This window comes from Aliiroseovarius halocynthiae (genome assembly GCF_007004645.1).
In the GTDB taxonomy this organism is placed as follows: Bacteria; Pseudomonadota; Alphaproteobacteria; order Rhodobacterales; family Rhodobacteraceae; genus Aliiroseovarius; species Aliiroseovarius halocynthiae.
Map to the genome: position 1 here is coordinate 58,026 of NZ_ML660021.1, position 23,916 is coordinate 81,941.

The window sequence follows — 23,916 nt, forward strand, 5'->3', positions numbered from 1 at the left end:
CTGCAGATTGGCCAGCCACCTGACATTTCGGGCAGCGCGCAACAGAAAACGTCTACAAAGGTCAATACGATGTTTGCCTATCTCGTAAAGCGAGTATTTCAGGCGATTGCGGTGATGTTTGTCATCTCGCTGATCGGCTTTGCCATCCAGGGCAATCTGGGCGACCCTCTGCGAGAGCTGGTCGGACAATCCGTATCCGAGGAAACCCGACAGCAGTTGCGGGATGAGCTGGGGCTGAATGACAGCTTCATGACCCAGTACCTGCGTTTTGCAGGCAATGCGCTTCAGGGCGATCTGGGGACCTCGTACTTCTTCAAAGAACCCGCGCTGGACGTCATCTTGAAAAAGCTGCCCGCCACGCTTGAGCTGGTGATGGGCGCGACGCTGATCATTGTTGGCCTTTCGGTTCCGCTGGGCGTTTATACGGCCATCAAGCCTGACACGATCCTAAGCCGGTTGATCATGGGCCTGTCGATTGTCGGCATCTCGATCCCGGTCTTCCTGACCGCCATCATGATGATCTTCGTCTTCTCGGTGCATTATGGTTGGTTCCCGTCATTTGGACGTGGCGATGTCGTGCATGTCTGGGGTTATTGGGAGACGAACTTCCTGACCGCCGATGGTTGGATGCATATCATTCTGCCATCCTTCGCACTTGCGTCGATCATGTTGCCGCTTTTCATCCGGCTGATCCGTTCGGAAATGATGGAAGTGCTGCAATCCGAATATGTGAAATTTGCCAAGGCGAAGGGCATCAACCCGCGCCGCATCTATTTCCTGCACGCGCTGAAAAATACGCTGCTGCCAGTCATCACCGTGGGTGGTGTGCAGATCGGGACCATGGTGGCCTATACCATCCTGACCGAGACCGTGTTCCAGTGGCCGGGCATGGGCTTCATGTTCCTTGAGGCCGTGAACCGCGTCGATACGCCCCTGATCGTGGCCTATCTGATCGTCGTGGGCTTTATCTTCGTGGTGACGAACACCATCGTTGATCTGATCTATGGCCTTGTGAACCCAACCGTGAATATTGCGAGGATGGGCGCATGAGCACTGAAAGCCTGAACCCCACCGCCGAGCCATCGCGCTGGACGAAAATCTGGAACTCGAACATGGGCTATAGCTTCCGGAAGAACCCGGTGGCAGTGGTCAGCATGATCATCTTCCTGATGATTGCAGTAGCCGCGTTTTTCGCCCCGCTGATCGCGCCCTATGATCCCTATGATCCAGCGTCGATTGACATCATGAACTCGGAATATCCGCCTTTCTGGGTGGATGGGTCTTTGCCTGACTTCTCGCTTGGCACCGACGACCAGGGCCGCGACTTGTGGTCGACGATCCTGTACGGCACGCGCCTGTCACTTCTGATCGGCGTCTGTGCCGTTGCGCTGCAAGCCTTCCTTGGGATCTCGATCGGTCTGATCGCGGGCTATGTCGGGGGGCGTCTGGACAGCCTTCTGATGCGTCTGGCAGATATTCAGCTAAGCTTCTCGACCCTGATGGTCGCGATCATCTTCCTTGCTGTGACGCAGGCGATGTTTGGGTCCGAGACGTTCAACCAATACGCTGTTTTCTTCCTGATCGCCGTGATCGGGGTTGCCGAATGGCCGCAATATGCGCGGACTGTGCGGGCGACCGTGCTGGCTGAGAAGAAGAAAGAATACGTGGACAGCGCCCGCGTGCTGGGCTTTGGGCCGGGCCGCATCATGGTGCGGCACATCCTGCCGAATTCGCTGTCGCCGATCTTTGTGATCTCGACCGTTCAGGTGGCGAACGCGATTATCTCTGAGGCGTCGCTGAGCTTTCTTGGTCTGGGCATGCCACCCAGCCAGCCCTCGCTTGGGTCGCTGATCTCGTCGGGCTTCGACTATATCTTTTCGGGCAGCTGGTGGATCACCGTCATTCCGGGTGTGATTCTGGTCGTGTTGGTCCTTGTCATTAACCTGCTGGGCGACTGGATGCGTGATGTCCTGAACCCGAAACTTTACAAGGGGTGACGAGATGAGCCTTCTTTCCGTCCGTGACCTGACCGTGAAATTCGCGATGCGCGAGAATACGGTCACCGCTTTGAACGGCATTTCCTTCGACGTGGCCAAAGGCGAACGCCTTGGCATCGTTGGGGAAAGCGGTGCAGGTAAGTCGATCACCGGCTTTGCCCTGATGAACCTGCTCAGCCGTCCGGGCTTCATTGACAGTGGTCAGATTATGTTCGAGGGCGAAGATGTCGTCGGCATGAATGACAAGCAGTTGCGCGGCATGCGCGGCAACCGCATGGCGATGATCTTTCAGGATCCAATGGTGACGCTGAACCCGGTTCTGACCATCGGCCAGCAGATGATCGAGACCTTGATGGCGCACCGCAAACTGTCGCGCGAAGAAGCGCGTCAGATCGCCATCGTAAAGCTGCGCGAGGTCTATATTCCATCGCCCGAAGATCGTCTGGACCAATACCCGCACGAGCTGTCGGGAGGTATGCGCCAACGGATCATCATCGCGATTGCGCTGCTTCTGGATCCGCAGTTGATCATCGCAGACGAGCCCACCACTGCGCTGGATGTGACCATTCAGGCGGACATCATGGAGCTGCTGCTTGAGCTGTGCCAGTCCAACCAAGTTGGGCTGATCCTGATCACCCACGATCTGGGTGTGGTCAGCCAGATGACCGAGCGCACGCTGGTTATGTATGCGGGCCGCATCATCGAAAGCGGTCGCACGCGCGAGATCATCAACGATCCGCAACACCCATATACGCAGGGCCTGATCAACGCCTTGCCACAACAGACACTGCCGGGCCAAAGGCTCAAGCAGATCCCGGGGAACATGCCATCACTCACGAATATCCCCCCGGGATGCCCATTCAACCCGCGTTGCGAATATGCGACCGACCTGTGCCGCTCGCGCATCCCCGAGATCTCGCATTTCGGCGAGGTCGAGGTGGCCTGCCACGAGGTTCAGCGCCTGCAATCCAATGACGCACGGCAGGAGGCAAAAGCATGAAGGATATGGCAACGCAAACACTCCTGCTGGAAATCAAGGGGCTGGAAAAGCGCTTCGATCTGGACAAGGGCTTTCTTGAGACCGTCAAGTTCAAAGATGGGCGTCTGACGCGTGAGACACGTTCGGTCCATGCGGTGAACAACGTGAATCTCGACGTTGCGAAGGGCGAGGCCTTGTGTGTGGTTGGTGAAAGTGGCTGTGGGAAGTCCACGGTTGCGCGGCTGGTGGCGGGGCTTCTGGCCCCAAGTGCTGGCGAGATCCACTATGAAGGGCAGCGCATTGATGATCTGTCGCGCAATGAAATGCTTCCCTTGCGCAAGAAGATCCAGATGATCTTTCAGAACCCCTATGCGTCGCTGAACCCGCGCATGACTATTCTGCAGGCGTTGGAAGAGCCTGTGCGCCATCACAACCCGAAATTCTCGGCCGCCGAAGTGCGGGACAAGGTGACTGAGGTGATGATGTCGGTGGGTGTCGATCCCACGTGGATCAAACGCTATCCGCATGAATTTTCTGGCGGACAACGTCAGCGAATCGCCATTGCGCGCGCGCTGACGGTGGATCCCGAGTTCATCATCGCGGACGAGCCAATCAGCGCATTGGACGTGTCTATTCAGGCGCAAGTTTTGAACTTGATGCTGGAAGCCAAGGAAAGCCGCGGGCTGACTTATCTGTTCATCACGCATGATTTAAGCGTGGTCGAGCATTTCGGCACACGGGTTGCGGTTTTGTATCTGGGAACCGTCTGCGAGGTTGCCGATACGGCAACCCTGTTTTCGAATCCAAAACACCCCTATACTAAAGCCTTGCTGTCCGCAGTTCCGCAGTTGAAGGATGACCGGCCGAACCATATCCGCCTGAAGGGCGAGATTCCGACGCCGATCAATCTGCCGCAAGGTTGCCCCTTCGAAAGCCGCTGTATTTTTGCGAATGGCAGATGCAAAAGTGAAAAGCCGCGCGCCATTCACCAGCCAGACGGCAGCATTGTTGCCTGTCACGCCCTTGAAGAAGGTCGGTTGGATGCGGACGCGCCCGGCCTCTAAGGGCGAGCCGATCCGTGGACATAGTTTGGTTGAAAGATTTTGAGGCCTTGGTCGCGTGTCGAAACTTTTCGCGCGCGGCTGAGGATCGCAATGTCAGCCAACCGGCGTTTTCGCGCCGAATCCGAGCGCTTGAGAATGATATCGGCGTACGCCTGATCAATCGCGAGACGTTGCCGTTAACATTGACCCCGGCAGGGGACGTATTCCTGTCGCAGGCGCGCCTTATGCTGCGGACCTATGAAGAAACGATCGAGCGCTGTCAGACCATTGATGCGGCCAAGGAAAACGTGATCCGGATTGCCGCGTCGCAGTCGCTTTACATGACGCATTACAAGCAATTGATTGCGCCACTGGCGACCGAAGGCGGGGTTGAGACGGATCTGAATTCGACCTCGTGGGCGGCCGATCAGTTTGTGAGTGCGCTTCAACAGCATTATTGCGATGCGTTTCTGACCTATTGGCATCCGTCGATGGATTATCTTGGCCCGCTTGAGGTCGCCAATTTCGAGCACATGACACTTGCCCGTGACCGGTTCGTGCCTGTGTCGCGCTGTAAGCCCGGTGGTAGTGCCGAGTTCACCTTCAGTAATACTGCCAAAGAAGCGATGCCGTTGCTGTCTTACGGTGCGGTGTCAGCGCTGCGATCGGTGCAAGACTTTGTGGTCGAGCAGATTGTCAGCCCGCGCAAGGTGTTCGTCGTCAACCAAAATGCATTGGCCAACAGTGTGAAGGCGATGATCCTTGAGGGGTTCGGGATGGGGTGGCTTCCGCTCAGCCTGTGCCGATCCGAAATCGATGCCGGGATGCTTACCATCGTGGATAGTCGCCTGACCACGGATCTTGAGATCCGCATCTATCGCGATCCCAAAAATAGCAAGGGCACGTTAAACGGTCTTTGGGATCGGTTATCGGATTTGAATACAAACGCTGTGCCGTTCTCGTCGGTTGCTGCGCAACAGAGCGTTCGGACTGGTTAAGGCTTCTTCAACCTCTCTGCTTAGAAAGCTCGACATCCCATCACGTGGGGTGACCGTCTCTGGTTGCCTGATGCGTGTGAACTTGCCAGGAGCTTGCTATGTCCAACCCCTTCGAGAACCGCTCGCCATCCCTGCGCGGCCCTGCCACCGATATCGAGCCGGTCTTGCCGTCCGATGTGACTGATCTGCCTAATGTTGCCGTGTCGCTTTATGTTGAAGCTGGCGGTGTGATCACGTTTGAAAGCGTGGTGGGCGCGACGCGTTCCGTAACGGTTGCAGATAACTCGATTTTGCCAGTTGGCGTGCGAAAAGTGCTGTCAACCGGAACTACCGCATCGGGCATCCACGCGTTTGTACTTGTCTGATGCTTAGTTATGGATTCGAGTTACCGGCGGTGGCCCTGCGACCAGCAGGGGCGTCGTCGTCATCGCCACCGGCATTCTCACCCTTGCAATTAGCGCCGTCGGCTATGTTCGATCCGGCAGATACTGCAAAATTGTACCAAGATTCAGCCGGCGCGACCCCTGTGATTGGAGACAACCAGCCCGTGGGGCTTTGGCAGGATGAAACGACAAATGGTCTGGATTTGCGTCAGGCAGTGAGTGCCGCCCGTCCAAGTTACCGTACAGATGGCGCACATCACTGGATTGAGATGGATGGTGTGGACGATAGTTTGGCTACGGACCCGATTCTGAAGCTGGGAAACCCTCTGACCATTGTTATTGGGTATCAAATGATTTCTGCGATCGGTACGCAACGCGTTAATTTTGTTGAGATCAGCAAAGATAATAAGAATGCGACTTCTTTCGGGGCACAGCCACTTAATGATCGGCTGCAGTTCTTTAGCCGTATTGATGATCAAGGGGTGGGCATTAGCCACATCAAAGCTCTTGGCGCGTTGGGGGGGCACACAAGGCACGTTGCCACGCTTCAGGCGACATCAGGTCAGGTTGTCATTCGTCTGGATGGAACCGTTGTTCAGCAAAGCACGCAGATTTTGGCCGGCGAGTTCTTGGATGCGCAGGCGATGCGTGTTGGGTTGGGGGTGAGCACTGCCAGCATTCCGGGGGCATTCCGTTTGTATGGGATGCAGGTTTGGGACGGGGCAGAGACGCAGCCCGACACCGCCCAGATCGAGCAACTAGAAGGCTGGATGGCCGAGCAAATCGGAGTAACGATATGACATTGCGCATCACCATTATTTGCCCAGAAAACATGATTGACGACGCCAATCAGTTTGCACTGTGCGTGGGGAACATCATGGACGACGCGCAGACGTTTCGAAGCGCTGGGTGGGAGGATGCAGGCGGAATGAAGTTCGCTTTAGCATCCCTGTTGTCATCAGATGATTTTCCACTGGTAGCTTCGAGTTCGCTGAATGCGCCAGCGCATGCGCCTACTGCTGACCTGGCGGCTGCAATGCGCGCGCAGTCCGTGCTTGAGACATGGTCACCTCTGATGTCGCCGTTGCCTCCTGCACCTGATCCGGGAAAGCTGTTGGCCATCATCGGGGTCGAGCCGCGGAATGTGATCCCTTTGCTGGGACTGAGCCCCATCCCGATTGAAGAATGATCATAGCCAGCCCGAGTATGGTGGGTGTTTCTTTTGATGAGGGGGATCAGACTTTGTAATAGTCGCGATACCACGCCACGAATTGGTTTACTCCGTCGCGGAAGTCCGTCGCGGGGCGGTATCCGGTCAAGCGGTGCAGCAATGTTGCATCTGCCCATGTGGCAGGCACGTCGCCCTTCTGCATTTCCATATAGTTCCGCAGCGCCTTCTTTCCCAAGGCGTCCTCGATCGCCTCGACGAAATCCATCAAACGTACCTTGTCTGAATTCCCCACATTCACCACGCGATAAGGCGCGGCGGGGGACAGGCTGTCGCCTTCTTCAATGTCGTCTTTGCTTTCGGGGCGCACCGGTGGGCTGTCGATCAACAGTCGGATGCCGCGGACCAGATCCTCGACATAGGTGAAGTCGCGGAACATGTCGCCGTTGTTGTAGATGTCGATGGGCGTGCCGTCGATGATCCCCTTCGTGAACTTGAACAGTGCCATGTCGGGCCGCCCCCACGGGCCATAAACGGTGAAGAAGCGAAACATCGTCGATGGGATGTTCCACAGATGCGCATAGCTGTGTGCCATGCTTTCATTCGCCTTCTTGGTGGCCGCATAGATGGTCAGCTGGGTGTCCGCCTTTTCCGTTTCCGTAAACGGCATTTCATCATTCGCGCCATAGACCGAGCTGGTCGAGGCCATCAGCAGGTGGTCTACCTTGTGACGGCGAGCTGCCTCCATCACGTTGAACGTGCCGACAACGTTTGAATCGATATAGGCCCGCGGGTTCTCAAGGCTGTAACGCACGCCCGCCTGAGCGGCCAAATGCACGATGATGTCAGGCGCGAAATCATCCGCCATCTGGTCGAACAGCTCTAGATCCTCAAGCATCCCTTCGGTGGCGGTGAACCCTTCGTTCTGCAACAGCATCTGATGACGGCGCTGTTTTAGGGTGACGTCGTAGTAATCCGTCATCCCGTCGAAGCCGTGCACACGAAAGCCGTCTTCCAGCAGAAGTTTTGACAAGTGATAGCCGATAAATCCGGCCGAACCCGTCACAAGAACCTTACGTTTTCCCATTAAAAATGACCTTTTATGAAATCGTCAGTTACACTTCTAAACACCGCAATCGCATGCGCCAAGTGTCTTGGCCAGCGCATGGTGACAAGGTGTAAACCCGCCGCGAATGTCAATCTGCTCTGGTTTCAACGCGCACGAGGTGGTAATCGCTGCCAGATAGGAAATTCCAGACAAGGTGGGGGCCACATGCCTGCTTACAGATCCAGAACTTCGACACACGGGCGCAATATGGCGGGTGCGCGCGGGCTTTGGCGCGCGACTGGCATGAAAGATGGGGATTTTGGCAAGCCGATTATTGCCATCGTCAACAGCTTCACGCAGTTCGTGCCGGGTCACGTTCACCTGAAGGATCTGGGCCAGATGGTCGCCCGCGAGGTTGAAGCCGCTGGCGGTGTTGCCAAGGAGTTTAACACCATTGCTGTCGATGACGGGATCGCGATGGGCCATGATGGGATGCTCTATTCGCTGCCGTCGCGCGAAGTGATCGCGGACAGCGTGGAATACATGGTCAACGCGCACTGTGCGGATGCAATGGTCTGCATCTCGAACTGCGACAAGATCACGCCGGGTATGCTGATGGCCGCGATGCGCCTGAACATCCCCGTAATCTTCGTGTCTGGCGGTCCGATGGAAGCGGGCAAGATCGACATTGCCGATTTGGATGCCAAGAAGATCGACCTTGTCGACGCGATGGTTGCTGCTGCCGACGACAAATACACCGACGAGCAGGTCCAGCATATCGAAGAGAACGCTTGCCCGACCTGTGGGTCGTGCTCGGGTATGTTCACCGCGAACTCGATGAACTGTCTGGCCGAGGCGCTGGGTTTGGCGCTGCCGGGCAACGGTTCGACGCTGGCGACCCACTCGGACCGTAAGGGTCTGTTTTTGGAAGCGGGCCGCAAGATCGTCGACATCACCAAGCGTCACTATGTGGACGAGGAAAAAGGTCTGCTCCCGCGCGAGATCGCGACGTTTAAAGCCTTTGAAAACGCCATGTCGCTGGATATCGCGATGGGTGGTTCAACGAATACTGTGTTGCACCTTCTAGCCATCGCTCACGAGGGCGAGGTTGATTTCAACATGACCCATATGGATCAGCTAAGCCGCAAAGTGCCCTGCCTGTGCAAGGTCGCGCCGAACACGGCCAACGTCCATATGGAAGATGTGCACCGTGCGGGTGGCATCTTCTCGATCCTTGGTGAACTGTCGCGCGCGGGGCTTCTGCACAATGATTGCTCGACCGTACACAGCTCGACCATGGGCGAGGCGATTGCCAAATGGGACATCAAGGTTGCCAACAACCCCGAGGCTGAAAGCCTGTTCAAAGCAGCCCCCGGGGGCGTACGCACCACGCAGGCGTTTTCGCAGTCCAACCGCTTTAAGGAACTGGACACGGACCGCGAAGGTGGCGTGATCCGTTCGGCAGAGCATGCGTTCTCGAAGGACGGTGGTCTAGCAGTTCTGTTCGGTAACATCGCTGAAGACGGCTGTATCGTGAAAACCGCAGGTGTGGATGAAAGCATCCTGACTTTCACCGGCACCGCGCATGTCTGCGAAAGCCAAGACGCTGCCGTGAACAACATCCTGACCGGCAAGGTCAAGGAAGGCGACGTGGTTGTCATCCGTTATGAAGGCCCGCGCGGTGGTCCGGGGATGCAGGAAATGCTGTACCCGACCAGCTATCTGAAATCGAAAGGTCTGGGCAAAGCCTGTGCTCTGCTGACCGATGGCCGTTTCTCGGGTGGGACCTCGGGTCTGTCGATCGGCCACGCCTCGCCGGAAGCGGCTGAAGGTGGCGCAATTGGTCTGGTTCAGGATGGCGACAAGATCGAGATCGACATTCCGAACCGCACCATCAACCTGATGATCGCGGACGAAGAAATGGCGGCCCGCCGCGCTGCGCAGGATGAAAAGGGCTGGACCCCTGCCGAGCCACGCAAGCGAAAGGTCTCGAAAGCGCTAAAGGCCTATGCGATGCTGGCCTCATCCGCAGCGAAAGGCGCTGTACGCGTCATCGACTAAGTTTAGAAACGGCCCGCAATGCGCGGGCCGTTTTTCATTCTGCATAGGCCGTCAGAAGCGCGCGGAGCAGGTCTTCGATGGGGTCTCCATCAGGTCGGTTTGTTGCTGCGACAAAAACGCGATTGTCCGACGGGCGCAGCACCAGATTTGCGTACCAAGCTGTATTGGACCCGTTATGCCAGACCAAAAGGCCTTCTGGACTGTCCGTCAGCACCCAGCCCAATCCGTAACTATCCGTTGCAGCTGTCTGCATCACAAGGCAGCTTTCCATGCTTAGAAAAGCGGGCATCTTGCCCTGACAGGCGCTAAGATGTGCTTGCCCCCAACGGGCAAGATCCCGCAGGTTCATGTGAATGGTGCCCGCAGGTCCCACCCAAGGCGGATTATCCGAAACCTCGCCCAGTGCCGCGACGGGGACATGGCGGAACAATGACCTTCTGTGCCCCCAAGCTGAACCCTTCGCCGTAGGTGCACCGAACCCAAGCGAGGTCAGACCAAGCGGCGCAGCGATCTGTTGCTGCACCAGATGCTCCCAACCCTTCCCGGTCACAGTCTCAAGCACATAGCCTGCAAGGACATAGCCGGTGTTGGAATAGTCGAAACTGCCTTGACCTGCCGGGATCGGAGCAGTCCACAGCCCTTGCAGGATTTGGCGCCGAACTTCGTGCAGGTCTTTGGCGGTTCTCACCATGAATGTGTCGTCGGGTGGGTTGGGGGGCAGGCCCGCAGTATGGGACAATAACTGCCGAAGCGTCAGATTTTTCCAGTCTGCATGCATATCGGTTTCATGCGGCAGGTATGTGCCAATAGGGGTGTCCAGCGAAAGCCTGCCGCGATCAACGAGCTGAAGAACCAGCGTGGCGGTGAAGGTTTTGGTGATCGACCCAATATGCCACGGCGCGTCGGGTGCAACGGGCGCATCAAGCTTTCTGCTTTGCGGCCCGAATGTCAGCGTTTCAGGCTCTTGCCCGTCGACGCCCATTGCAACACCCAGCGCATAGCGTGGTGCGGATCGATATGTTTCGTCGGAAAGCTGAGACAGCGGATCGGCACTGGCAACGCTGCCTGTGCCCGCAACCACGGCTGTGATGAAGCCAAATATCTTTGGGAATGTCATGGGTCGGGTGCATCCTTTGGAGTATTAACATCAGATTACGCACAAGATATGCCTGTGTTTAGGGACTTAAACAGCCCAGCGGCAAAACTGTGTCCTCGCCGAACAGAAAGGAACCCTATGCCCATCAAAGCCATCGCGTTTGACGCTTACGGAACGCTTCTGGACGTCTACTCTGTAGGCGCATTGGCGGAAGAATTCTTTCCCGGTAAAGGGGCGACCATCGCAGCCATGTGGCGCGACAAGCAAATCGAATACACGCGATTGCGTACCATGTGCGATCGCTATGCGGATTTCTGGCAGGTGACGGGGGACGGGTTGGACTATGCCTGTGAGTTTCACAAGGTGGTTTTGACCGTCGATCAACGTGCGGCGCTGATGGGCGCATATGAAACGCTAACCGCGTTTGACGAAAATCACGCACAGATGACCCGCCTGAAAGCTGCCGGGGTTCCGATGGCAATCCTGTCCAATGGGACGCGCGCAATGATCGACAGTGCGCTGCAGGCGGCGGGGCTAGAGGATTTATTGGATCATGTTTTGTCCGTCGACACGGTCGGTAAATTCAAAACCGCGCCCGAGGCCTATCAGATGGGGTCGGACGCATTCGGTTGTGACGCGTCCGAAATCCTGTTCGTCTCGTCCAACTGCTGGGACATCTGCGGGGCCACGTGGTTTGGCTATCACACCATATGGCTGAACCGAGCGGGCTTGCCGATCGAGCGGCTTGGGGTGGAGCCGATGGCGCGTGCCGCCAGCCTTCACGATGTGGCCGATTACGCGCTTGCGTCATTCTCGGGGTAACGCGGTGCGCGTTTTGGCCCCTGTTCGGTGATCATGTCATACGACAGCGTGTGGTCCATGTTCCGCATTCTGTGGCGTAGCATTTGGCGGGTTAGGCGGGCCAAATCTGTCGCGAAGGCTGGGTTTTCGGCGACATTCTGAAGCTCTCCCTGTTCGTCGTGATCGAACAGCAAAGGCGGCAGATCGGCGGCGAACTCGATCAGTGTGAACCGTTCATCCCGTAGGATGCCAACGCACGAGGTGCTGGCATCGGTTCCAAGCTCTTTTTGCCACAGGGTCGGTGTGACCGGGTCTCCGAAATCCAGTTCCGAGAAGGAATAGTCGCGCCATTCGTCAGGCGTGTTGCCTAACAGGAATGGCAGCAAAGACCGCCCATCCATCGCGTTCGGCACCTCTTGCCCGACCCAAGACAGAATGGTGGGCGTCAGGTCGATGCTTTCGGTCGGTACATCTACCACGTGCCCCGCATCACAGCCCGGCGCATGGATGATCAGCGGCGTGTGATAGGCCGCGTCATAGACCGAGTGTTTGCCCCATGCATGGTGATCGCCCAGCATCTCGCCATGGTCGGCGGTTACGACCAGAAGCGTATCGTCCCATTGGCCGCTGTCTTTCAGGAAGGCGACAACGCGGCCGATATGATGGTCGACCTCGGTCGCCAGTCCCAGATAGACCGCGCGCAGGGTTTGCAGCGTCTCGTCGCTGTCGTCAGCCTTTGCGCCCAGCACAAAGTTGGCAGCTTTTTCATTCGCCAATGCCGGATCGAAGAAGGGATGCACCGCGGCTTCGTCCTGACGCGAGCCAACGCGAGCGGGTGCGGGCAGGGTGGCCGGGTCGTACATGTCGTTATAGGGCACTGGCGCGACCAGTGGCGGGTGCGGGCGGATATAGGTCAGATGTGCAAACCAGCTTTGGTCGGCATAGGCGGGCATCCGGTCAAGGAACTGATTGGTCAGGAAAGCTGTATCGCTGTCTTCGGCTGAATATACGGCGGGGGCGTTCAGGGACGAGCCATCGCCGCCCGGCATATGCAGTTGCCAGTAGTTGTTCCAGCTATGCCCCTTGCTCATCAGGTATGATCGCCACGGGTACGACATCTCAAGCCGCATCTCGACCTGCTCGACAAAGCCGGACATGGCCTGCTCATAGGTCTGCACGGCCGGGTCGGTCGGCGCAAAGACGCGGGGATCTTGCGAGGTATCGGTATAGCCAAACAGCATCGGCAAATAGCCCGCCTTGCGCATCTCGCTGGCGATGGTGGGGATGTCGTGACGCAAGGGGGTGCCGTTGCGGACCGAGCGGTGGTTCATCGCATACTGTCCCGTCAGGATCGACGCCCGCGATGGTCCACACGGGTTAACGACCGAGAAGTGGCGCTTGAACGTGACACTCTCGTCCATCAGCGCACGCAGATTGGGCAGGTCCACATGATCCGCCAACGCCCCATGCAGGCAATCCGCCCGCAGTTGGTCGATAATGATAAACAGCACGTTTTTCTTGGCGGTCATCGTGGATCCCTCCCCTTATTCGAAATTGATAGGGCATGGATTTTCTTTGGGTCCAGCAGAAGTTTCTCTGGAGCGTGAGAAAACATCAAACTGGTATGGTCGCACAAAAAAGCCGCAGCGCGCGGGGCGGCTGCGGCTTTGGCCCGAGAGGGCGGCTTTAGATCAGGCTTGGGCGCGCGACAGCACGCTTGCAGGGCGCACTTTGACCAGTGCTGCGGTCAGCATGCCGGCAAGGGCTGCTTTGATCAGGTCGCCCGGAATAAAGGCGGTGATCAGGCCAGTGGCTTCGATCAGTGACTTGTCCAGCACGATCGCCATGCCGGGGATGCCGAAGGCGTAAAGCACGATGATGCCGCCGATGACGGCAGCCACGCCAGCGCTCAGCCAGACGGGCCCGGCGGTCCATTTCTCAGTAATCAGGCCGGTGACGAAGGCTGCGATCGGGAAGCCGATCAGGAAGCCGGCAGTGGGGCTTGCAAAGAGGCCAAGGCCTCCGCGTCCGCCTGCAAGAAGCGGCAGGCCGATGGCGACCAGCAGCAGGAACAGCAGCACGGCCAGTGCCCCGCGCTTAGCGCCCAGAATGGTGCCGCACAGCATGATGCCAAGGCTTTGGGCGGTGATCGGAACGCCAAAGAACAGGTCAATCTTGGGGATCAGGCCGAGGGCTGCGATCAGCGCTGCGAACAGCGCGATAAGGGTTACGTTCTTTTCCATTGAATTAAGATTCCTTCATGGCATCAAAACCGCCGCGTGCACGCAGCGCGTCGGCAATGTGGTCTGCGTCGTCTAACGCAAGAACCGTGAATGGCAGGATAACACGCCAGCCGGGACGGCGGGCAGACCGGGCGCGCCATGCCTCGGTCAGGTGGGTGCCCTTGGCAAGAAGCTCGGGCGTGAAACGGATGACCAGCGCGATGGCGGTCTCAAGATATTCGGTACGCAGCCCCAGCCCACGCAAGGGCGTTGCCAGCCACCGGACCACGGCGATCATGTCGGTCAGGCGCGTTGTCATGGTGACCAGGTTGGCCAGCCCGACTGCGGTCAACATGCGTAGGATGATTACCATCCCGTCGAGTGGGCTGCGTGTGATGAAGTGATAGATCCCGACCAGAAGCACGAAAGGCCACAGCACTTTCAGCGACCGCAGCCCGGCGCGCAGGAAGCTTTGGCCGGGCAGGGCGTAAAGCGTCAGCGTGGCCGCGAAGGCAACCATGTGGAACCACAGGCTTTGCATCTGAAACAGGACGATCGTTACGGCGCATAGCCCGGCCAGCTTCAGACCGGCGGGCCAGCCGTGTGCGCGGGTCTCAATCGGAGAGGTCAGAGATATCATCGCTCTCTCCTTGCTGTTTCATTTGGGCGGAAAAGGCGGGCAGCACGTCGGCGGGCAGGCCTTGTTGCGCCAGTTTACCGGCTTCGATCCAGATTACGTGATCATAATCTGTCAGATCGCTGGGATCATGGGTGACATGGACCAGCGTGCCTTCGTACTGATCAAGATAGCGGCCAAGCTGCATCCGCGTGGGGATGTCCAGCCCGGCGAAAGGCTCGTCCAGCACCAGAATGCGCGGAGCCATCGCAAGCACCGCCATCAGGCAGACCAATTGCTTCTGCCCCTGAGACAACCCGTGCACGTGGCTTTCCGCCCAGTGGCTTTTGCCGAAGCGTTCCAATTGGGCGCGGGCTGCGGCTTCGGGATCGTCCAACCCAAGCTGGCGGAGGCCAAAGGTCAGCTCTTCTACCACTGTGGGGAAGATGATCTGATGATCAGGGTTCTGGAATAGGATGCCGACCAACGACAGCGCTGCGCGGCGATCTTTGGCGGGATCTATTCCGTCGATCCGAACCGTGCCCGCGCTGGGCGCGACCAGACCGGACAGAAGCCGCGCGAAGCTGGTCTTGCCCGATCCGTTGCGTCCGATGATACCAATGCGTTTACCGGTCAGGTCCACCGTCAAGTCCGACAGAATCCGACGCTCGGCCACCGCAAAGCTGGCAGCACTAAATTCGATCCGCGCGGGTTTCATCTGACTGTCCATACGCCCTTTCCAAGGCCCGAAGTTTGCAGGTGTTTGCCGGGCCTTTTAACGGGACGCAACCGGAAATACTGCAAGAAAATGCAGAAAACGTAGTTCTACCGCATCGCATTTCGACCGTCGAATTTGATCAGATCAGGCGCAGAATGCGGTTGTTAGCGCAACCCATTGACGCTTGGTCAACTCACCTTGCTCGGCGACCATCCAGTAAGAGCTTTCTGATCGCAGGCTTTGAGGGGACAGTCGGATCAATTCCCCACGTTTCAGCGCGGATGTGATCAAAGGAAGCGACGCCAATAAAACTCCTGCCCCTGCGCATGCGGCAGAAAGTGCTGCAGTGAATGTGTCAAAGCGCAGATGCGGGATGGGGGTGGGGGCGTCCCCTGTCTGTGATGCCCATTCGTGCCAGCCCATGCGCGGGCCGGACAATCCGATCCGGGGCAGATCCTGCCAATGCGCGGGGTCCCGTCCCTGCATCAGGGCGGGCGCGACGACGGGGGCCAGTTCTTCGTCATACAGGCGGGCGCGATGGGCGATGTTCCAATCGCCACTGCCATAGCGCAACCGAACACCGCGCGATTGCGGGGTGTCCTCTGAAGCCAGCATCAACGTCTTGAACGACAGCTGCACATCCGCGCCCAGCGACAGCCCGGCCAGCCGGGGTGCAATCCAGTGTTCAAGGACCGAGGTGCTGCTCCAGACCGTTAGGCGCGTGCGTTGAATGCCGAACAACTCTTCCGAACTGTGGCGCAGTGTCCCAAGTGCGTGGGTAACGTAAGGCAGCCATGCCTCGCCCTCGACCGACAGGACAACGCCGCGCGGTTTGCGGATGAACAGGGCGACGCCCAGCCGGGTTTCCAGATGTCCGATCCGTTGGCTGATCGCCGCCTGCGTCAGCCCGGTTTCCGTTGCTGCGGCGGTGAAGCTGCCCAGCCGCCCGGCGACCTCGAACGCGTGGACCCAGTCGAGGGGCAGATTGGAAAGAGGGTTATCCATAAGGAGTTCGGGGTCTCAGGTGTGTTTTCGCTTGGTTGTTCTTATCACGCTTTGCGCGGACAATCACCACAAGATCAACGCGTCACAGGAGACACGCGCATGTTTACCACCCAGCTCGATCCATCGGGCCAGGTTCTGACCCTGACCACGCCCAACGGCCCCCTTCGCTTTCACGCAATCTGGCTGCGTGACAATTCGTGGGATCCCGAAACCCGCGCCGCTGGCAATGGCCAGCGCCTGCTGTCGCTGGGCGAGCTGCCCGCAGACACGCATATGACCGACGCATCCGTCAGTGGGGACCAGATTACCGTCAGCTTTGCCCCCGAAGGCAAGACCCTCACCTATGATGCGGGCTGGCTGATCCAGAACGCTTATGACCGCCCTGTACCGGCCCGACGTGGTTGGCTGGGCGACGGGATCGAGGCATGGGATGCGGGACTTATGGGCAATGTGCCAATCGGTGACTTCGCACAGCTATCCTCTGACCCCGCCGCGCTGGGCGCGTGGCTTGAACAGGTCACCCGCTATGGTTTTGGTAAAGTCGTGAACGGCCCGGTTCAGGACGGTGCGTTGTTCGACGTTGTTGGTCTGTTCGGTTATGTGCGCGAAACTAACTATGGTCGTCATTTTGAGGTTCGGACCGAGGTGAACCCGACCAACCTTGCCTTCACTGGGTTGGGATTGCAGGCGCACACGGATAACCCCTATCGTGACCCGGTGCCCTCGGTTCAGGTGCTGTATTGTCTGGAAAGCTCGGCCGCTGGGGGCGAGAACATGGTCGTCGATGGCTTCGCCGCCGCCCGCCGTCTGCGTGATGAAGACCCCGCCGCCTTCGACGTTCTGGCCAACCACTGCGCGCGCTTTGAATACGCGGGCGAAGAAGGCGTCTGCCTGCAATCGCGCCGCCCCATGATCGAACTGGCCCCCGATGGCGAGATCATTGGCGTGCGTTTCAACAACCGATCGCTGGCCGCAGTGACGGATGTGCCCTTTGATCAAATGCAGGCCTATTATGCAGCATACCGTCATCTGGGCGAGATCATTGATGACCCTGCGATGGAGGTTACGTTCCGCCTTGAACCCGGCGAAGGTTTCGTCGTCGACAATACCCGCGTGTTGCATGCGCGTAAAGGCTATTCCGGCGAAGGCACACGTTGGCTTCAGGGGTGCTATTCCGACAAGGATGGATTGCGCTCGACCCACGCTGCGCTTGCGCGGTCACACCGTCAGGAGGCCGCGGAATGAAGCCGGATATTGAAACCCTCACCCCCGAAAACATCGTCGCGTTCATCGGTGGTATATTCGACCGCCGCGGAGACGAAGAGTATCTGGGCGAAGACGTCACGATGGCCGAACACATGCTGCAAGGCGCCACCTTTGCCGAGCAGAACGGCCAAAGCGAGGAAATCATCGTGGGGGCTTTGCTGCACGACATCGGCCACTTCACGTCCGAGTTCGGCACATATCATCCTGACGACACACAAGATCGTCATCATGAAGACGCCGGTGCCGAGGTGCTGGAGCAGTTCTTTCCCAGCGTCATCACCGATTGCGTCCGCTTTCACGTGGCGGCTAAGCGATACCTTTGCGCGACAAAGCCGTCCTATTTCGACCGCCTAAGCGCGGCATCAGTGCACACGCTGGAACTGCAGGGTGGACCGATGAGCGAGGATGAGGTCACGACGTTCGAAAAGAACCCCAACCTGAAACAGATCATTGCCGTCCGCTATCTGGACGAAGCTGGTAAACGCGCCGGGATGGAGACGCCGGACTATTGGCACTTTGCCCCGATGGTCCAGCGCATGGTGGATCGCCACTGCGCGGAATGATGCGCATCCACGCGGGAAGACTAGGTGGCTGTCCGCGTGGATGCCTGAAGTTTATCAACAACCTTGCGACGAAGGTCGAAATTTGCTTTGTATGACGCAACTTATTGATGAGAGGTTAAAATGTGCCTGAACTGCGGTAATATGTATCATATAGCTGATGATGAAAACGACGCGGTCGGCCTCGTCGGTGGTGGGGCTGTTGCAGCAGCTCTTCCAACTTATTCGCCCCATCAGGTAGCGAATTATCTGACTAACGGGTATTGGCAGGATGTAAATTTTCAACCTCATAAGTTTGATGTTTCCACTGGCGGTACGATTACCTATTCGCTGACAGGGATCGAGGACGCAGGGAAATGGTTTGCTCGTAAAGCATTTGAAGCCTGGAGCGCGGTGACAGGTCTCAATTTCGTCGAGCAAAATAGTGCAAGTTCTGACATTATCTTTCAGGATCATAGACCTGGTGCATTTGCCGGGGTGAGTCTGAAAGCGCCAGGGATAATTAGTCAGGCCACCGTGAATATTTCTACCAGTTGGTATGCCGGTGATGAGAACGACCTGCACAGTTACTCTTTTCAGACCTATCTGCACGAAATCGGCCATGCTTTGGGACTGGGACATGCTGGGAACTACAACGGAACGGTCAGTTCTGATGACCTCGTATTTGCCAACGACAGTTGGCAGATGTCGGTTATGTCGTATCTTTCCCAGACCGAGAACTCGAATGTGAACGCGGACCTTGCGTACACGTTAACGCCTATGATTGCTGATATTCTGGCCGTTCAGAAGATGTATGGTAAGCCGACAAATGTGAATGGTGGCAATACAGTCTGGGGCTTTGGGTCAAATGCCCAAGGTCCGGCAAGCAAGTTTACAGAGCTTTCCGGGGGATCGATTGGCTCTGCGATGACCGTGTTTGACACTGGTGGCGTTGACACATTCGATTTTTCTAACTCAAGCGCCCATCAGCGGATTGATCTGCGTCAGGGCGCGATTTCCAACGTGCTTGACTATAATAAGGGAAACCTCGTCGTTGGCTATAAGGGAAACCTCGTCGTTGCGTTTGGCACGTTGATCGAGAATGCCAAAGGTGGGTCGGGGAACGACGTACTGATCGGGAACCTAAAGGGAAACCACCTGAGCGGTGGAAACGGCAACGATGTGCTGAATGGCGGCGACGGATTCGATCGGTTGGTTGGTGGCAACGGGAATGATCGTTTGCTGGGTGGCAATGGGAATGATGAACTCACCGGAGGCGCTGGTGCGGATACTCTGATCGGTGGTTTCGGATTTGATACAGCATTCTATAAGTCGACGACCACCAGAGTTGACATTGATTTGCTTACCAACAGAGCGGCAGGTGCCGCTTTGGGGGATAAACTTTCGGGTATTGAGGGCCTTGTTGGTGGATCCGGACATGATTTGCTCAGGGGGAATGGCGCGGCCAACAAACTGGTCGGGAATAATGGGAATGACTTGTTGGTCGGGCGCGGCGGCAACGACAACCTGTTTGGCGGATTGGGCAACGACAGTCTTCACGGAGAAGTTGGTAATGACCGGCTTTTTGGGGGAATCGGCAATGACAAGCTGAATGGCGGCTTTGGGGCTGACAAGTTGTATGGCGATATGGGGAGCGACGTGCTTGATGGAGGCGCAGGAAACGACTGGTTGGTTGGTGGTTTGGGGGATGACAAACTCACCGGCGGTGTTGGTGCTGACCATCTGAACGGTGGTGCTGGGATCGACACAGCGTACTATTCAACGGCTACCACCAGAGTTGATATTGATTTGCTTGCCAACAGAACGGCAGGCGCCGCTTCGGGGGATACGCTTCTGGATATTGAAGGCCTTGTTGGCGGATCCGGACATGATTTGCTTCGAGGAGATGGCGGGGCCAACAAACTAGTCGGCAACAATGGGAATGACTTGTTGGTCGGGCGTGGCGGAAATGACGTCTTGTATGGCGGATTCGCCCATGACAGCCTTCACGGAGAGATTGGTAATGACCGACTTTTCGGTGGGAATGGAATTGACAAGCTGTATGGCGGTCTTGGTGCGGATTGGTTGTATGGTGGCCAGCAAAATGACATCTTGATTGGCGGCGGGGGTCAGGACCGCTTCTATTTTGACGATGGAAAGGATGTCATTAAAGATTTCCGCGCCGGAGAGGGTGACAGTATCTATATTGATGACGTGCTTACTGGTGGCAAGTCCGTTAGGGAGCTGTTGAGCTCGAAAGCCAGCGTCGTCAACGGCGATGTCCACATTGATTTCGGAAATGGCGACAAGCTGATCATCGAGGACGTCTCGGACAAAATGAGCCTTGTGGACGACATTCTGTTCTACTGATCACCCGCTTGGTGGATGAACTAATACCGGATCGGCAAAGCGGAATTCTTCTAAGTTTTCGCCGCCTCCGATCCGGTCAACAACCGCATACAGACCTTGCGCGGCAATGGGTGCTAACACGCCGTGCCACGTTCCCTTGTGCAGATTGACGGCCTGATCTGGGCGCATGATGAAGGCGTGTGGAGTGCCGGGTGCTCCGTCTTTGTCGGGGCAGACGCTGACCAGAAGCGGCACGCCGTTCATTGGAATAAAAGCCTGTGATCCCAGCGGGTGGCGCTCGACCATGTCCAGCGCATAAGGAAAGTGGCGCGCCTTGCCGTCAAACAGGCTGATCCCGGCACGCCCTTCACCAAAATCCAGTTGCGCCAAGTCATGATGGCGCTGGCACATGCCTGCGTTGATGGTCAGGCTGTCCCGGTCTGTCAGCTCCAAGACATCTCCGAACGGGGCGAAGGCTCCGGCGGTCAGAGGTTGGGCGGTAATTTCGGTCATGGCAGCAGGTCCATCAGGCGAAACTCGGCAATGCGTTCGACTTGTCGGCAAGCTTCGGCAAACTCGGTGTCGCGGTCATTGTGAATACGCCTTTTGAACGCTGCAAGTATCGACGCCTTGTCATGATCGCGCACGGCAATGATGAAGGGAAAGCCGTGCTTGTCGACATATTCAGTGTTCAACTGGGTAAAGGTCGCGCGTTCATGATCTGTCAGCAAATCCAATCCGGCCCCCGCCTGTTCCAGGGTGCTTTCTGTCGTCAATCGACCTGCTGCGGCCAGCTTGCCAGCCAGATCCGGGTGTGCGCGTAAGACCCCAAGCCGGTCATCCCCGCTTGCGGATCGGAAGGCACGGCAAAGCGCGTTATGCAACCCAACCGCGCTGTCATGTGCCGGGCCAAGTTCCAACGCATGCGCGCGTTCGGCGACCCATGCCGAATGTTCGAAGATGCCCCCGTACAATTCCACAAAACGGTCGCGGTTCATCTGGCTGGGACGCTCGATGCGGGTGTGGGGGTGCTGTGTTGCCCAGTGATCGGCAATCTCGATCCGGCGCGGACACCAGACGTCATCGTGGCGTTGGATATGGTCGATAAAGCGACGCAGGCCTGCGATCTTACCGGGGCGACCGATCAGGCGGCAATGAAGGCCGACCGACATCATCGCGGGGCGGTCACCGGCCTGCCCTTCGGCATAGAGCGTGTCGAAAGCGTCAATCAAATAGCGACCAAAATCGTCCCCGGTAATCCAACCGGGCGCCGTGGAAAACCGCATATCATTGGCTTCGAGCGTATAGGGGATGATCAGTTGATCGCGATCACCTATTTCGGCCCAATAGGGCAAATCATCGTCGTAAGTGTCTGAAATATAGCTAAACCCTCCGTGTTCGGCGACCAGCCGCACGGTGTTCTCAGAACAACGCCCTGTGTACCATCCGCGTGGAGGTGTGCCCACGACCTCGGTATGCAGGCGCACAGCTTCGGCGATCGCGGCACGTTCTGCGTTTTCGGGCATATCCTTGTGCTCGACCCATTTCAGGCCATGACTTGCGATCTCCCATCCGGCGGATTTCATCGCTGCGACCTGTTCGGGGCTTCGCGCAAGGGCCGTGGCGACACCATAGATCGTGATGGGGATATCCGCGCCCGTAAACAGGCGGTGCAGCCGCCAGAACCCGGCCCGTGCACCGTATTCATAGATGCTTTCCATGTTCCAGTGCCGCTGACCTGGCCATTGCGCGGCACCGGGAATGTCGGACAGAAATGCCTCGGATCCGGCATCGCCGTGCAGCACGCAGTTCTCGCCACCTTCCTCATAATTCAGAACAAACTGAACGGCGATTTTGGCATCATTTGGCCAGTTCGGGTTGGGCGGTGTCGGACCGTGGCCGCGCATATCGCGTGAGTATCTGTCGGGCATGGGTTCCCTCTGCTTTGTTCCGCACCACCCTTCCAAGGAACGGCCATGACGTCAAATAGGATTGCACGTCGGCACGGTTCCCCCAATAGTGGGGCCAATGAAAGGACATATCATGACCGGATATCTGACCACCCATGTTCTGGACACGGCACGCGGCTGCCCTGCGCAGGGGCTGCGCATTGATCTGTATCGGATCGAAGGCGACACGCGCGCGTTGGTGAAATCGCTTGTGACCAATGACGATGGCCGGACAGATGAACAGATCCTGCCCTCGGATGTGTTCGAAATCGGAACCTACGAGCTGGTTTTCCACGCGGGCAACTATCTGCGCGCAACCGGTCAAGACGGTGAAAACCCTCTGTTCTTAGATGTTGTTCCGATCCGGTTTGGAATGTCCGAACAGGCGCATTATCACGTGCCGCTTCTGCTGTCGCCTTATGGGTATTCGACATATCGCGGAAGTTAATTCGCTTTCAAAACAATTGCTTGAAGATTTAGCGACCTTTGCCGCCGCGAATGCGACCATGCGCCGACCGTGCTTTCGCTTGACTCGTCCCTGCCAGTTCTGACATTCAAAGCCAGCGATCGGTTTCGCGTGTGCAGAGGCACCGCGGAAGTAATAGGGAATACGGTGAGGTGTAGCCATAAGGCGCCAAGACCGTAACTGCCCCCGCAACTGTAAGCGGCGAGCAACGCTGAACATGCCACTGGGGTCATCCCGGGAAGGCCAGCCGCGCGACGACCCGCAAGTCAGGAGACCTGCCGGACGCTGGGCAATTGCCCATTTCCACCGGACGCCGGGGTGAGCGTCTGGCCCGGCGGTCCAAAGACCCTTCCGTGCCAATATACCCCGTTCGTTCATTCCTGATTGCAGGTTTCCCTGCGACGTCGAATGAGGACGATATGAAAAAAACTATTCTGGCCGCTACTCTGGCCGCATTTGTTCCTGTTTCTGCACAGGCGCATTTCCTGCTGCATCACACCGATGAGGTGTTGATCGAAAAGCCCGGCGATGTGCCGATGGGCTTGATCTTTTGGCACCCGATGGAGAACGGGCACGCCATGGATATGGCCACTCCGCAGGAATTCTTCATGATCCATAACGGTGAAAAAACCGACCTGATGGATCACGTGGCCCCTGCGACATTCAAGGGTAAGCACAATGAATCTGCGGCCTTTACCGCGTCAGTGCCGGTCAAGCGCTCGGGCGACTATGTGGTCGTGACCGTGCCTGCGCCATATTATGAAGAAAGCGAAGACATCTTCATCCAGCAGATCACCAAAAGCATGCTGAACCGCAACGGTCTTCCCACTGATTGGGATCAGCCTGCCGGTCTTCCGACCGAGATCCTGCCGCTGAACAAACCCTACAACGTTGTTGTCGGCTCGACCTTCTCGGGCGTGGTGCTGGCTGATGGTAAACCCGTTCCGGGCGCTGAGATCGAGATCGAATACATGGCCGCCGAACCAGATCTGACCGCCTTCGCAGCCACTGACAACACAGTGGGTGCGATGCCCGGCGGCACCATCGTGGCCCTGACTGACGCGAACGGCGTTTTCACCTTCGGTATTCCGAAAGCGGGCAACTGGGGCTTCGCAGCCTTGGGGTCAGGTCCGTCGAAAGAACACGAGGGCAAAGAGCTGAGCCAAGACGCTGTTCTGTGGATCAACGCCACCGAACTGAAGTAAGGACCGC

Annotated in this window: 24 protein-coding genes and 1 riboswitch; of the genes, 15 read left to right on the top strand and 9 right to left on the bottom strand. The window is 57.5% G+C overall.

Annotated elements, in window-relative coordinates; genetic code table 11:
* The first annotated feature begins 69 nt into the window (after positions 1–69).
* The 8 genes from FIL88_RS10795 (at position 70) to FIL88_RS10830 (ending at position 6,589) form a co-directional block, all read left to right on the top strand.
* Positions 70–1,050, top strand: a complete 981-nt coding sequence (locus FIL88_RS10795; protein ID WP_142853885.1) for an ABC transporter permease — start codon at positions 70–72, stop codon at positions 1,048–1,050.
* Positions 1,047–1,997, top strand: a complete 951-nt coding sequence (locus FIL88_RS10800) for an ABC transporter permease (protein WP_142853886.1) — start codon at positions 1,047–1,049, stop codon at positions 1,995–1,997. The genes FIL88_RS10795 and FIL88_RS10800 overlap by 4 nt, the downstream gene beginning before the upstream one ends.
* A gap of 4 nt (positions 1,998–2,001) precedes the next feature.
* On the top strand, positions 2,002–2,997 hold the full coding sequence (locus tag FIL88_RS10805) for an ABC transporter ATP-binding protein (protein WP_142853887.1): 996 nt from the start codon (positions 2,002–2,004) through the stop codon (positions 2,995–2,997).
* Positions 2,994–4,040 (top strand): ABC transporter ATP-binding protein, encoded by a 1,047-nt coding sequence (locus FIL88_RS10810; RefSeq protein WP_221931143.1) that lies wholly within the window; start codon positions 2,994–2,996, stop codon positions 4,038–4,040. The genes FIL88_RS10805 and FIL88_RS10810 overlap by 4 nt, the downstream gene beginning before the upstream one ends.
* A gap of 14 nt (positions 4,041–4,054) precedes the next feature.
* On the top strand, positions 4,055–5,017 hold the full coding sequence (locus FIL88_RS10815; protein WP_142853888.1) for a LysR family transcriptional regulator: 963 nt from the start codon (positions 4,055–4,057) through the stop codon (positions 5,015–5,017).
* 98 nt (positions 5,018–5,115) lie between these two features.
* Entirely contained in the window at positions 5,116–5,382 is a 267-nt protein-coding gene (locus tag FIL88_RS10820; RefSeq protein ID WP_142853889.1) for a spike base protein, RCAP_Rcc01079 family, read from the top strand.
* Positions 5,383–5,669: 287 nt separating this feature from the next.
* Positions 5,670–6,200 carry a hypothetical protein gene (locus FIL88_RS10825; protein WP_185960915.1) on the top strand — a complete coding sequence of 177 codons (531 nt, stop codon included), beginning with the start codon at positions 5,670–5,672 and terminating at the stop codon, positions 6,198–6,200.
* Positions 6,197–6,589: a hypothetical protein gene (locus tag FIL88_RS10830; protein WP_142853891.1), complete on the top strand. Its 393-nt coding sequence runs from the start codon at positions 6,197–6,199 to the stop codon at positions 6,587–6,589. Before FIL88_RS10825 ends, FIL88_RS10830 begins: the two co-directional genes overlap by 4 nt.
* A 46-nt stretch (positions 6,590–6,635) precedes the next feature.
* Here FIL88_RS10830 and FIL88_RS10835 read toward each other — a convergent pair whose 3' ends face one another.
* Entirely contained in the window at positions 6,636–7,655 is a 1,020-nt protein-coding gene (locus FIL88_RS10835; protein WP_142853892.1) for an NAD-dependent epimerase/dehydratase family protein, read from the bottom strand.
* A gap of 186 nt (positions 7,656–7,841) precedes the next feature.
* Between FIL88_RS10835 and ilvD the strand changes: the two genes are divergently transcribed.
* Positions 7,842–9,677, top strand: a complete 1,836-nt coding sequence (gene ilvD / locus FIL88_RS10840; protein WP_142853893.1) for a dihydroxy-acid dehydratase — start codon at positions 7,842–7,844, stop codon at positions 9,675–9,677.
* Positions 9,678–9,711: 34 nt separating this feature from the next.
* Here ilvD and FIL88_RS10845 read toward each other — a convergent pair whose 3' ends face one another.
* A complete protein-coding gene (locus FIL88_RS10845; RefSeq protein ID WP_142853894.1) occupies positions 9,712–10,794 on the bottom strand; it encodes a serine hydrolase domain-containing protein in 1,083 nt (360 codons plus the stop codon).
* Between the two features lie 117 nt (positions 10,795–10,911).
* Between FIL88_RS10845 and FIL88_RS10850 the strand changes: the two genes are divergently transcribed.
* On the top strand, positions 10,912–11,595 hold the full coding sequence (locus tag FIL88_RS10850; protein WP_142853895.1) for a haloacid dehalogenase type II: 684 nt from the start codon (positions 10,912–10,914) through the stop codon (positions 11,593–11,595).
* Here FIL88_RS10850 and FIL88_RS10855 read toward each other — a convergent pair.
* The 5 genes from FIL88_RS10855 to FIL88_RS10875 form a co-directional block, all read right to left on the bottom strand.
* On the bottom strand, positions 11,568–13,103 hold the full coding sequence (locus FIL88_RS10855) for a sulfatase-like hydrolase/transferase (protein WP_142853896.1): 1,536 nt from the start codon (positions 13,101–13,103) through the stop codon (positions 11,568–11,570). The two genes, FIL88_RS10850 and FIL88_RS10855, sit on opposite strands and share 28 nt — an antisense overlap.
* A gap of 162 nt (positions 13,104–13,265) precedes the next feature.
* Positions 13,266–13,817 carry a biotin transporter BioY gene (locus FIL88_RS10860; protein WP_142853897.1) on the bottom strand — a complete coding sequence of 184 codons (552 nt, stop codon included), beginning with the start codon at positions 13,815–13,817 and terminating at the stop codon, positions 13,266–13,268.
* A gap of 4 nt (positions 13,818–13,821) precedes the next feature.
* The gene (locus FIL88_RS10865; RefSeq protein ID WP_142853898.1) at positions 13,822–14,436 is read right to left on the bottom strand and encodes an energy-coupling factor transporter transmembrane component T family protein; all 615 of its coding nucleotides are present in this window, start codon (positions 14,434–14,436) and stop codon (positions 13,822–13,824) included.
* Positions 14,411–15,142, bottom strand: a complete 732-nt coding sequence (locus tag FIL88_RS10870) for an energy-coupling factor ABC transporter ATP-binding protein (protein WP_246066689.1) — start codon at positions 15,140–15,142, stop codon at positions 14,411–14,413. The genes FIL88_RS10865 and FIL88_RS10870 overlap by 26 nt, the downstream gene beginning before the upstream one ends.
* A 132-nt stretch (positions 15,143–15,274) precedes the next feature.
* Positions 15,275–16,135, bottom strand: coding sequence for a LysR family transcriptional regulator (locus FIL88_RS10875; RefSeq protein WP_142853899.1), 861 nt, complete (start codon positions 16,133–16,135; stop codon positions 15,275–15,277).
* A 99-nt stretch (positions 16,136–16,234) separates the two neighbouring features.
* Between FIL88_RS10875 and tmpA the strand changes: the two genes are divergently transcribed.
* The 3 genes from tmpA to FIL88_RS17035 all read left to right on the top strand — a co-directional run bounded on the left by tmpA (position 16,235) and on the right by FIL88_RS17035 (position 20,310).
* The gene (tmpA, locus tag FIL88_RS10880; protein ID WP_142853900.1) at positions 16,235–17,380 is read left to right on the top strand and encodes a 2-trimethylaminoethylphosphonate dioxygenase; all 1,146 of its coding nucleotides are present in this window, start codon (positions 16,235–16,237) and stop codon (positions 17,378–17,380) included.
* Positions 17,377–17,964, top strand: coding sequence for a (R)-1-hydroxy-2-trimethylaminoethylphosphonate oxygenase (gene tmpB, locus FIL88_RS10885; protein ID WP_142853901.1), 588 nt, complete (start codon positions 17,377–17,379; stop codon positions 17,962–17,964). Before tmpA ends, tmpB begins: the two co-directional genes overlap by 4 nt.
* Positions 17,965–18,084: 120 nt before the next feature.
* Complete coding sequence (locus FIL88_RS17035; protein ID WP_142853902.1) at positions 18,085–20,310, top strand: M10 family metallopeptidase; 2,226 nt, start codon at positions 18,085–18,087, stop codon at positions 20,308–20,310.
* On the opposite strand, the gene FIL88_RS10895 is transcribed toward FIL88_RS17035, so the two are convergent.
* Positions 20,311–20,802: an ureidoglycolate lyase gene (locus tag FIL88_RS10895; RefSeq protein ID WP_142853903.1), complete on the bottom strand. Its 492-nt coding sequence runs from the start codon at positions 20,800–20,802 to the stop codon at positions 20,311–20,313.
* Complete coding sequence (gene puuE / locus FIL88_RS10900) at positions 20,799–22,220, bottom strand: allantoinase PuuE (RefSeq protein WP_142853904.1); 1,422 nt, start codon at positions 22,218–22,220, stop codon at positions 20,799–20,801. Before puuE ends, FIL88_RS10895 begins: the two co-directional genes overlap by 4 nt.
* A gap of 112 nt (positions 22,221–22,332) precedes the next feature.
* Here puuE and uraH point away from each other — a divergent pair, with 112 nt between their 5' ends.
* A complete protein-coding gene (uraH, locus tag FIL88_RS10905; RefSeq protein ID WP_142853905.1) occupies positions 22,333–22,686 on the top strand; it encodes a hydroxyisourate hydrolase in 354 nt (117 codons plus the stop codon).
* 103 nt (positions 22,687–22,789) lie between these two features.
* A riboswitch (cobalamin riboswitch) is annotated at positions 22,790–23,001 on the top strand.
* A gap of 122 nt (positions 23,002–23,123) precedes the next feature.
* Entirely contained in the window at positions 23,124–23,909 is a 786-nt protein-coding gene (locus FIL88_RS10910) for a DUF4198 domain-containing protein (RefSeq protein ID WP_142853906.1), read from the top strand.
* Positions 23,910–23,916: the final 7 nt, after the last annotated feature.

Bases quoted from the DNA above. Each gene is read 5' to 3' on its own strand.
- FIL88_RS10795 (WP_142853885.1), top strand. From the start codon at position 70: ATGTTTGCCTATCTCGTAAAGCGAGTATTTCAGGCGATTGCGGTGATG.
- FIL88_RS10800 (WP_142853886.1), top strand. From the start codon at position 1,047: ATGAGCACTGAAAGCCTGAACCCCACCGCCGAGCCATCGCGCTGGACG.
- FIL88_RS10805 (WP_142853887.1), top strand. From the start codon at position 2,002: ATGAGCCTTCTTTCCGTCCGTGACCTGACCGTGAAATTCGCGATGCGC.
- FIL88_RS10810 (WP_221931143.1), top strand. From the start codon at position 2,994: ATGAAGGATATGGCAACGCAAACACTCCTGCTGGAAATCAAGGGGCTG.
- FIL88_RS10820 (WP_142853889.1), top strand. From the start codon at position 5,116: ATGTCCAACCCCTTCGAGAACCGCTCGCCATCCCTGCGCGGCCCTGCC.
- FIL88_RS10825 (WP_185960915.1), top strand. From the start codon at position 5,670: ATGGATGGTGTGGACGATAGTTTGGCTACGGACCCGATTCTGAAGCTG.
- FIL88_RS10830 (WP_142853891.1), top strand. From the start codon at position 6,197: ATGACATTGCGCATCACCATTATTTGCCCAGAAAACATGATTGACGAC.
- FIL88_RS10835 (WP_142853892.1), bottom strand. From the start codon at position 7,655: ATGGGAAAACGTAAGGTTCTTGTGACGGGTTCGGCCGGATTTATCGGC.
- ilvD (WP_142853893.1), top strand. From the start codon at position 7,842: ATGCCTGCTTACAGATCCAGAACTTCGACACACGGGCGCAATATGGCG.
- FIL88_RS10845 (WP_142853894.1), bottom strand. From the start codon at position 10,794: ATGACATTCCCAAAGATATTTGGCTTCATCACAGCCGTGGTTGCGGGC.
- FIL88_RS10850 (WP_142853895.1), top strand. From the start codon at position 10,912: ATGCCCATCAAAGCCATCGCGTTTGACGCTTACGGAACGCTTCTGGAC.
- FIL88_RS10855 (WP_142853896.1), bottom strand. From the start codon at position 13,103: ATGACCGCCAAGAAAAACGTGCTGTTTATCATTATCGACCAACTGCGG.
- FIL88_RS10860 (WP_142853897.1), bottom strand. From the start codon at position 13,817: ATGGAAAAGAACGTAACCCTTATCGCGCTGTTCGCAGCGCTGATCGCA.
- FIL88_RS10865 (WP_142853898.1), bottom strand. From the start codon at position 14,436: ATGATATCTCTGACCTCTCCGATTGAGACCCGCGCACACGGCTGGCCC.
- FIL88_RS10870 (WP_246066689.1), bottom strand. From the start codon at position 15,142: ATGGACAGTCAGATGAAACCCGCGCGGATCGAATTTAGTGCTGCCAGC.
- FIL88_RS10875 (WP_142853899.1), bottom strand. From the start codon at position 16,135: ATGGATAACCCTCTTTCCAATCTGCCCCTCGACTGGGTCCACGCGTTC.
- tmpA (WP_142853900.1), top strand. From the start codon at position 16,235: ATGTTTACCACCCAGCTCGATCCATCGGGCCAGGTTCTGACCCTGACC.
- tmpB (WP_142853901.1), top strand. From the start codon at position 17,377: ATGAAGCCGGATATTGAAACCCTCACCCCCGAAAACATCGTCGCGTTC.
- FIL88_RS17035 (WP_142853902.1), top strand. From the start codon at position 18,085: ATGTGCCTGAACTGCGGTAATATGTATCATATAGCTGATGATGAAAAC.
- FIL88_RS10895 (WP_142853903.1), bottom strand. From the start codon at position 20,802: ATGACCGAAATTACCGCCCAACCTCTGACCGCCGGAGCCTTCGCCCCG.
- puuE (WP_142853904.1), bottom strand. From the start codon at position 22,220: ATGCCCGACAGATACTCACGCGATATGCGCGGCCACGGTCCGACACCG.
- uraH (WP_142853905.1), top strand. From the start codon at position 22,333: ATGACCGGATATCTGACCACCCATGTTCTGGACACGGCACGCGGCTGC.
- FIL88_RS10910 (WP_142853906.1), top strand. From the start codon at position 23,124: ATGAAAAAAACTATTCTGGCCGCTACTCTGGCCGCATTTGTTCCTGTT.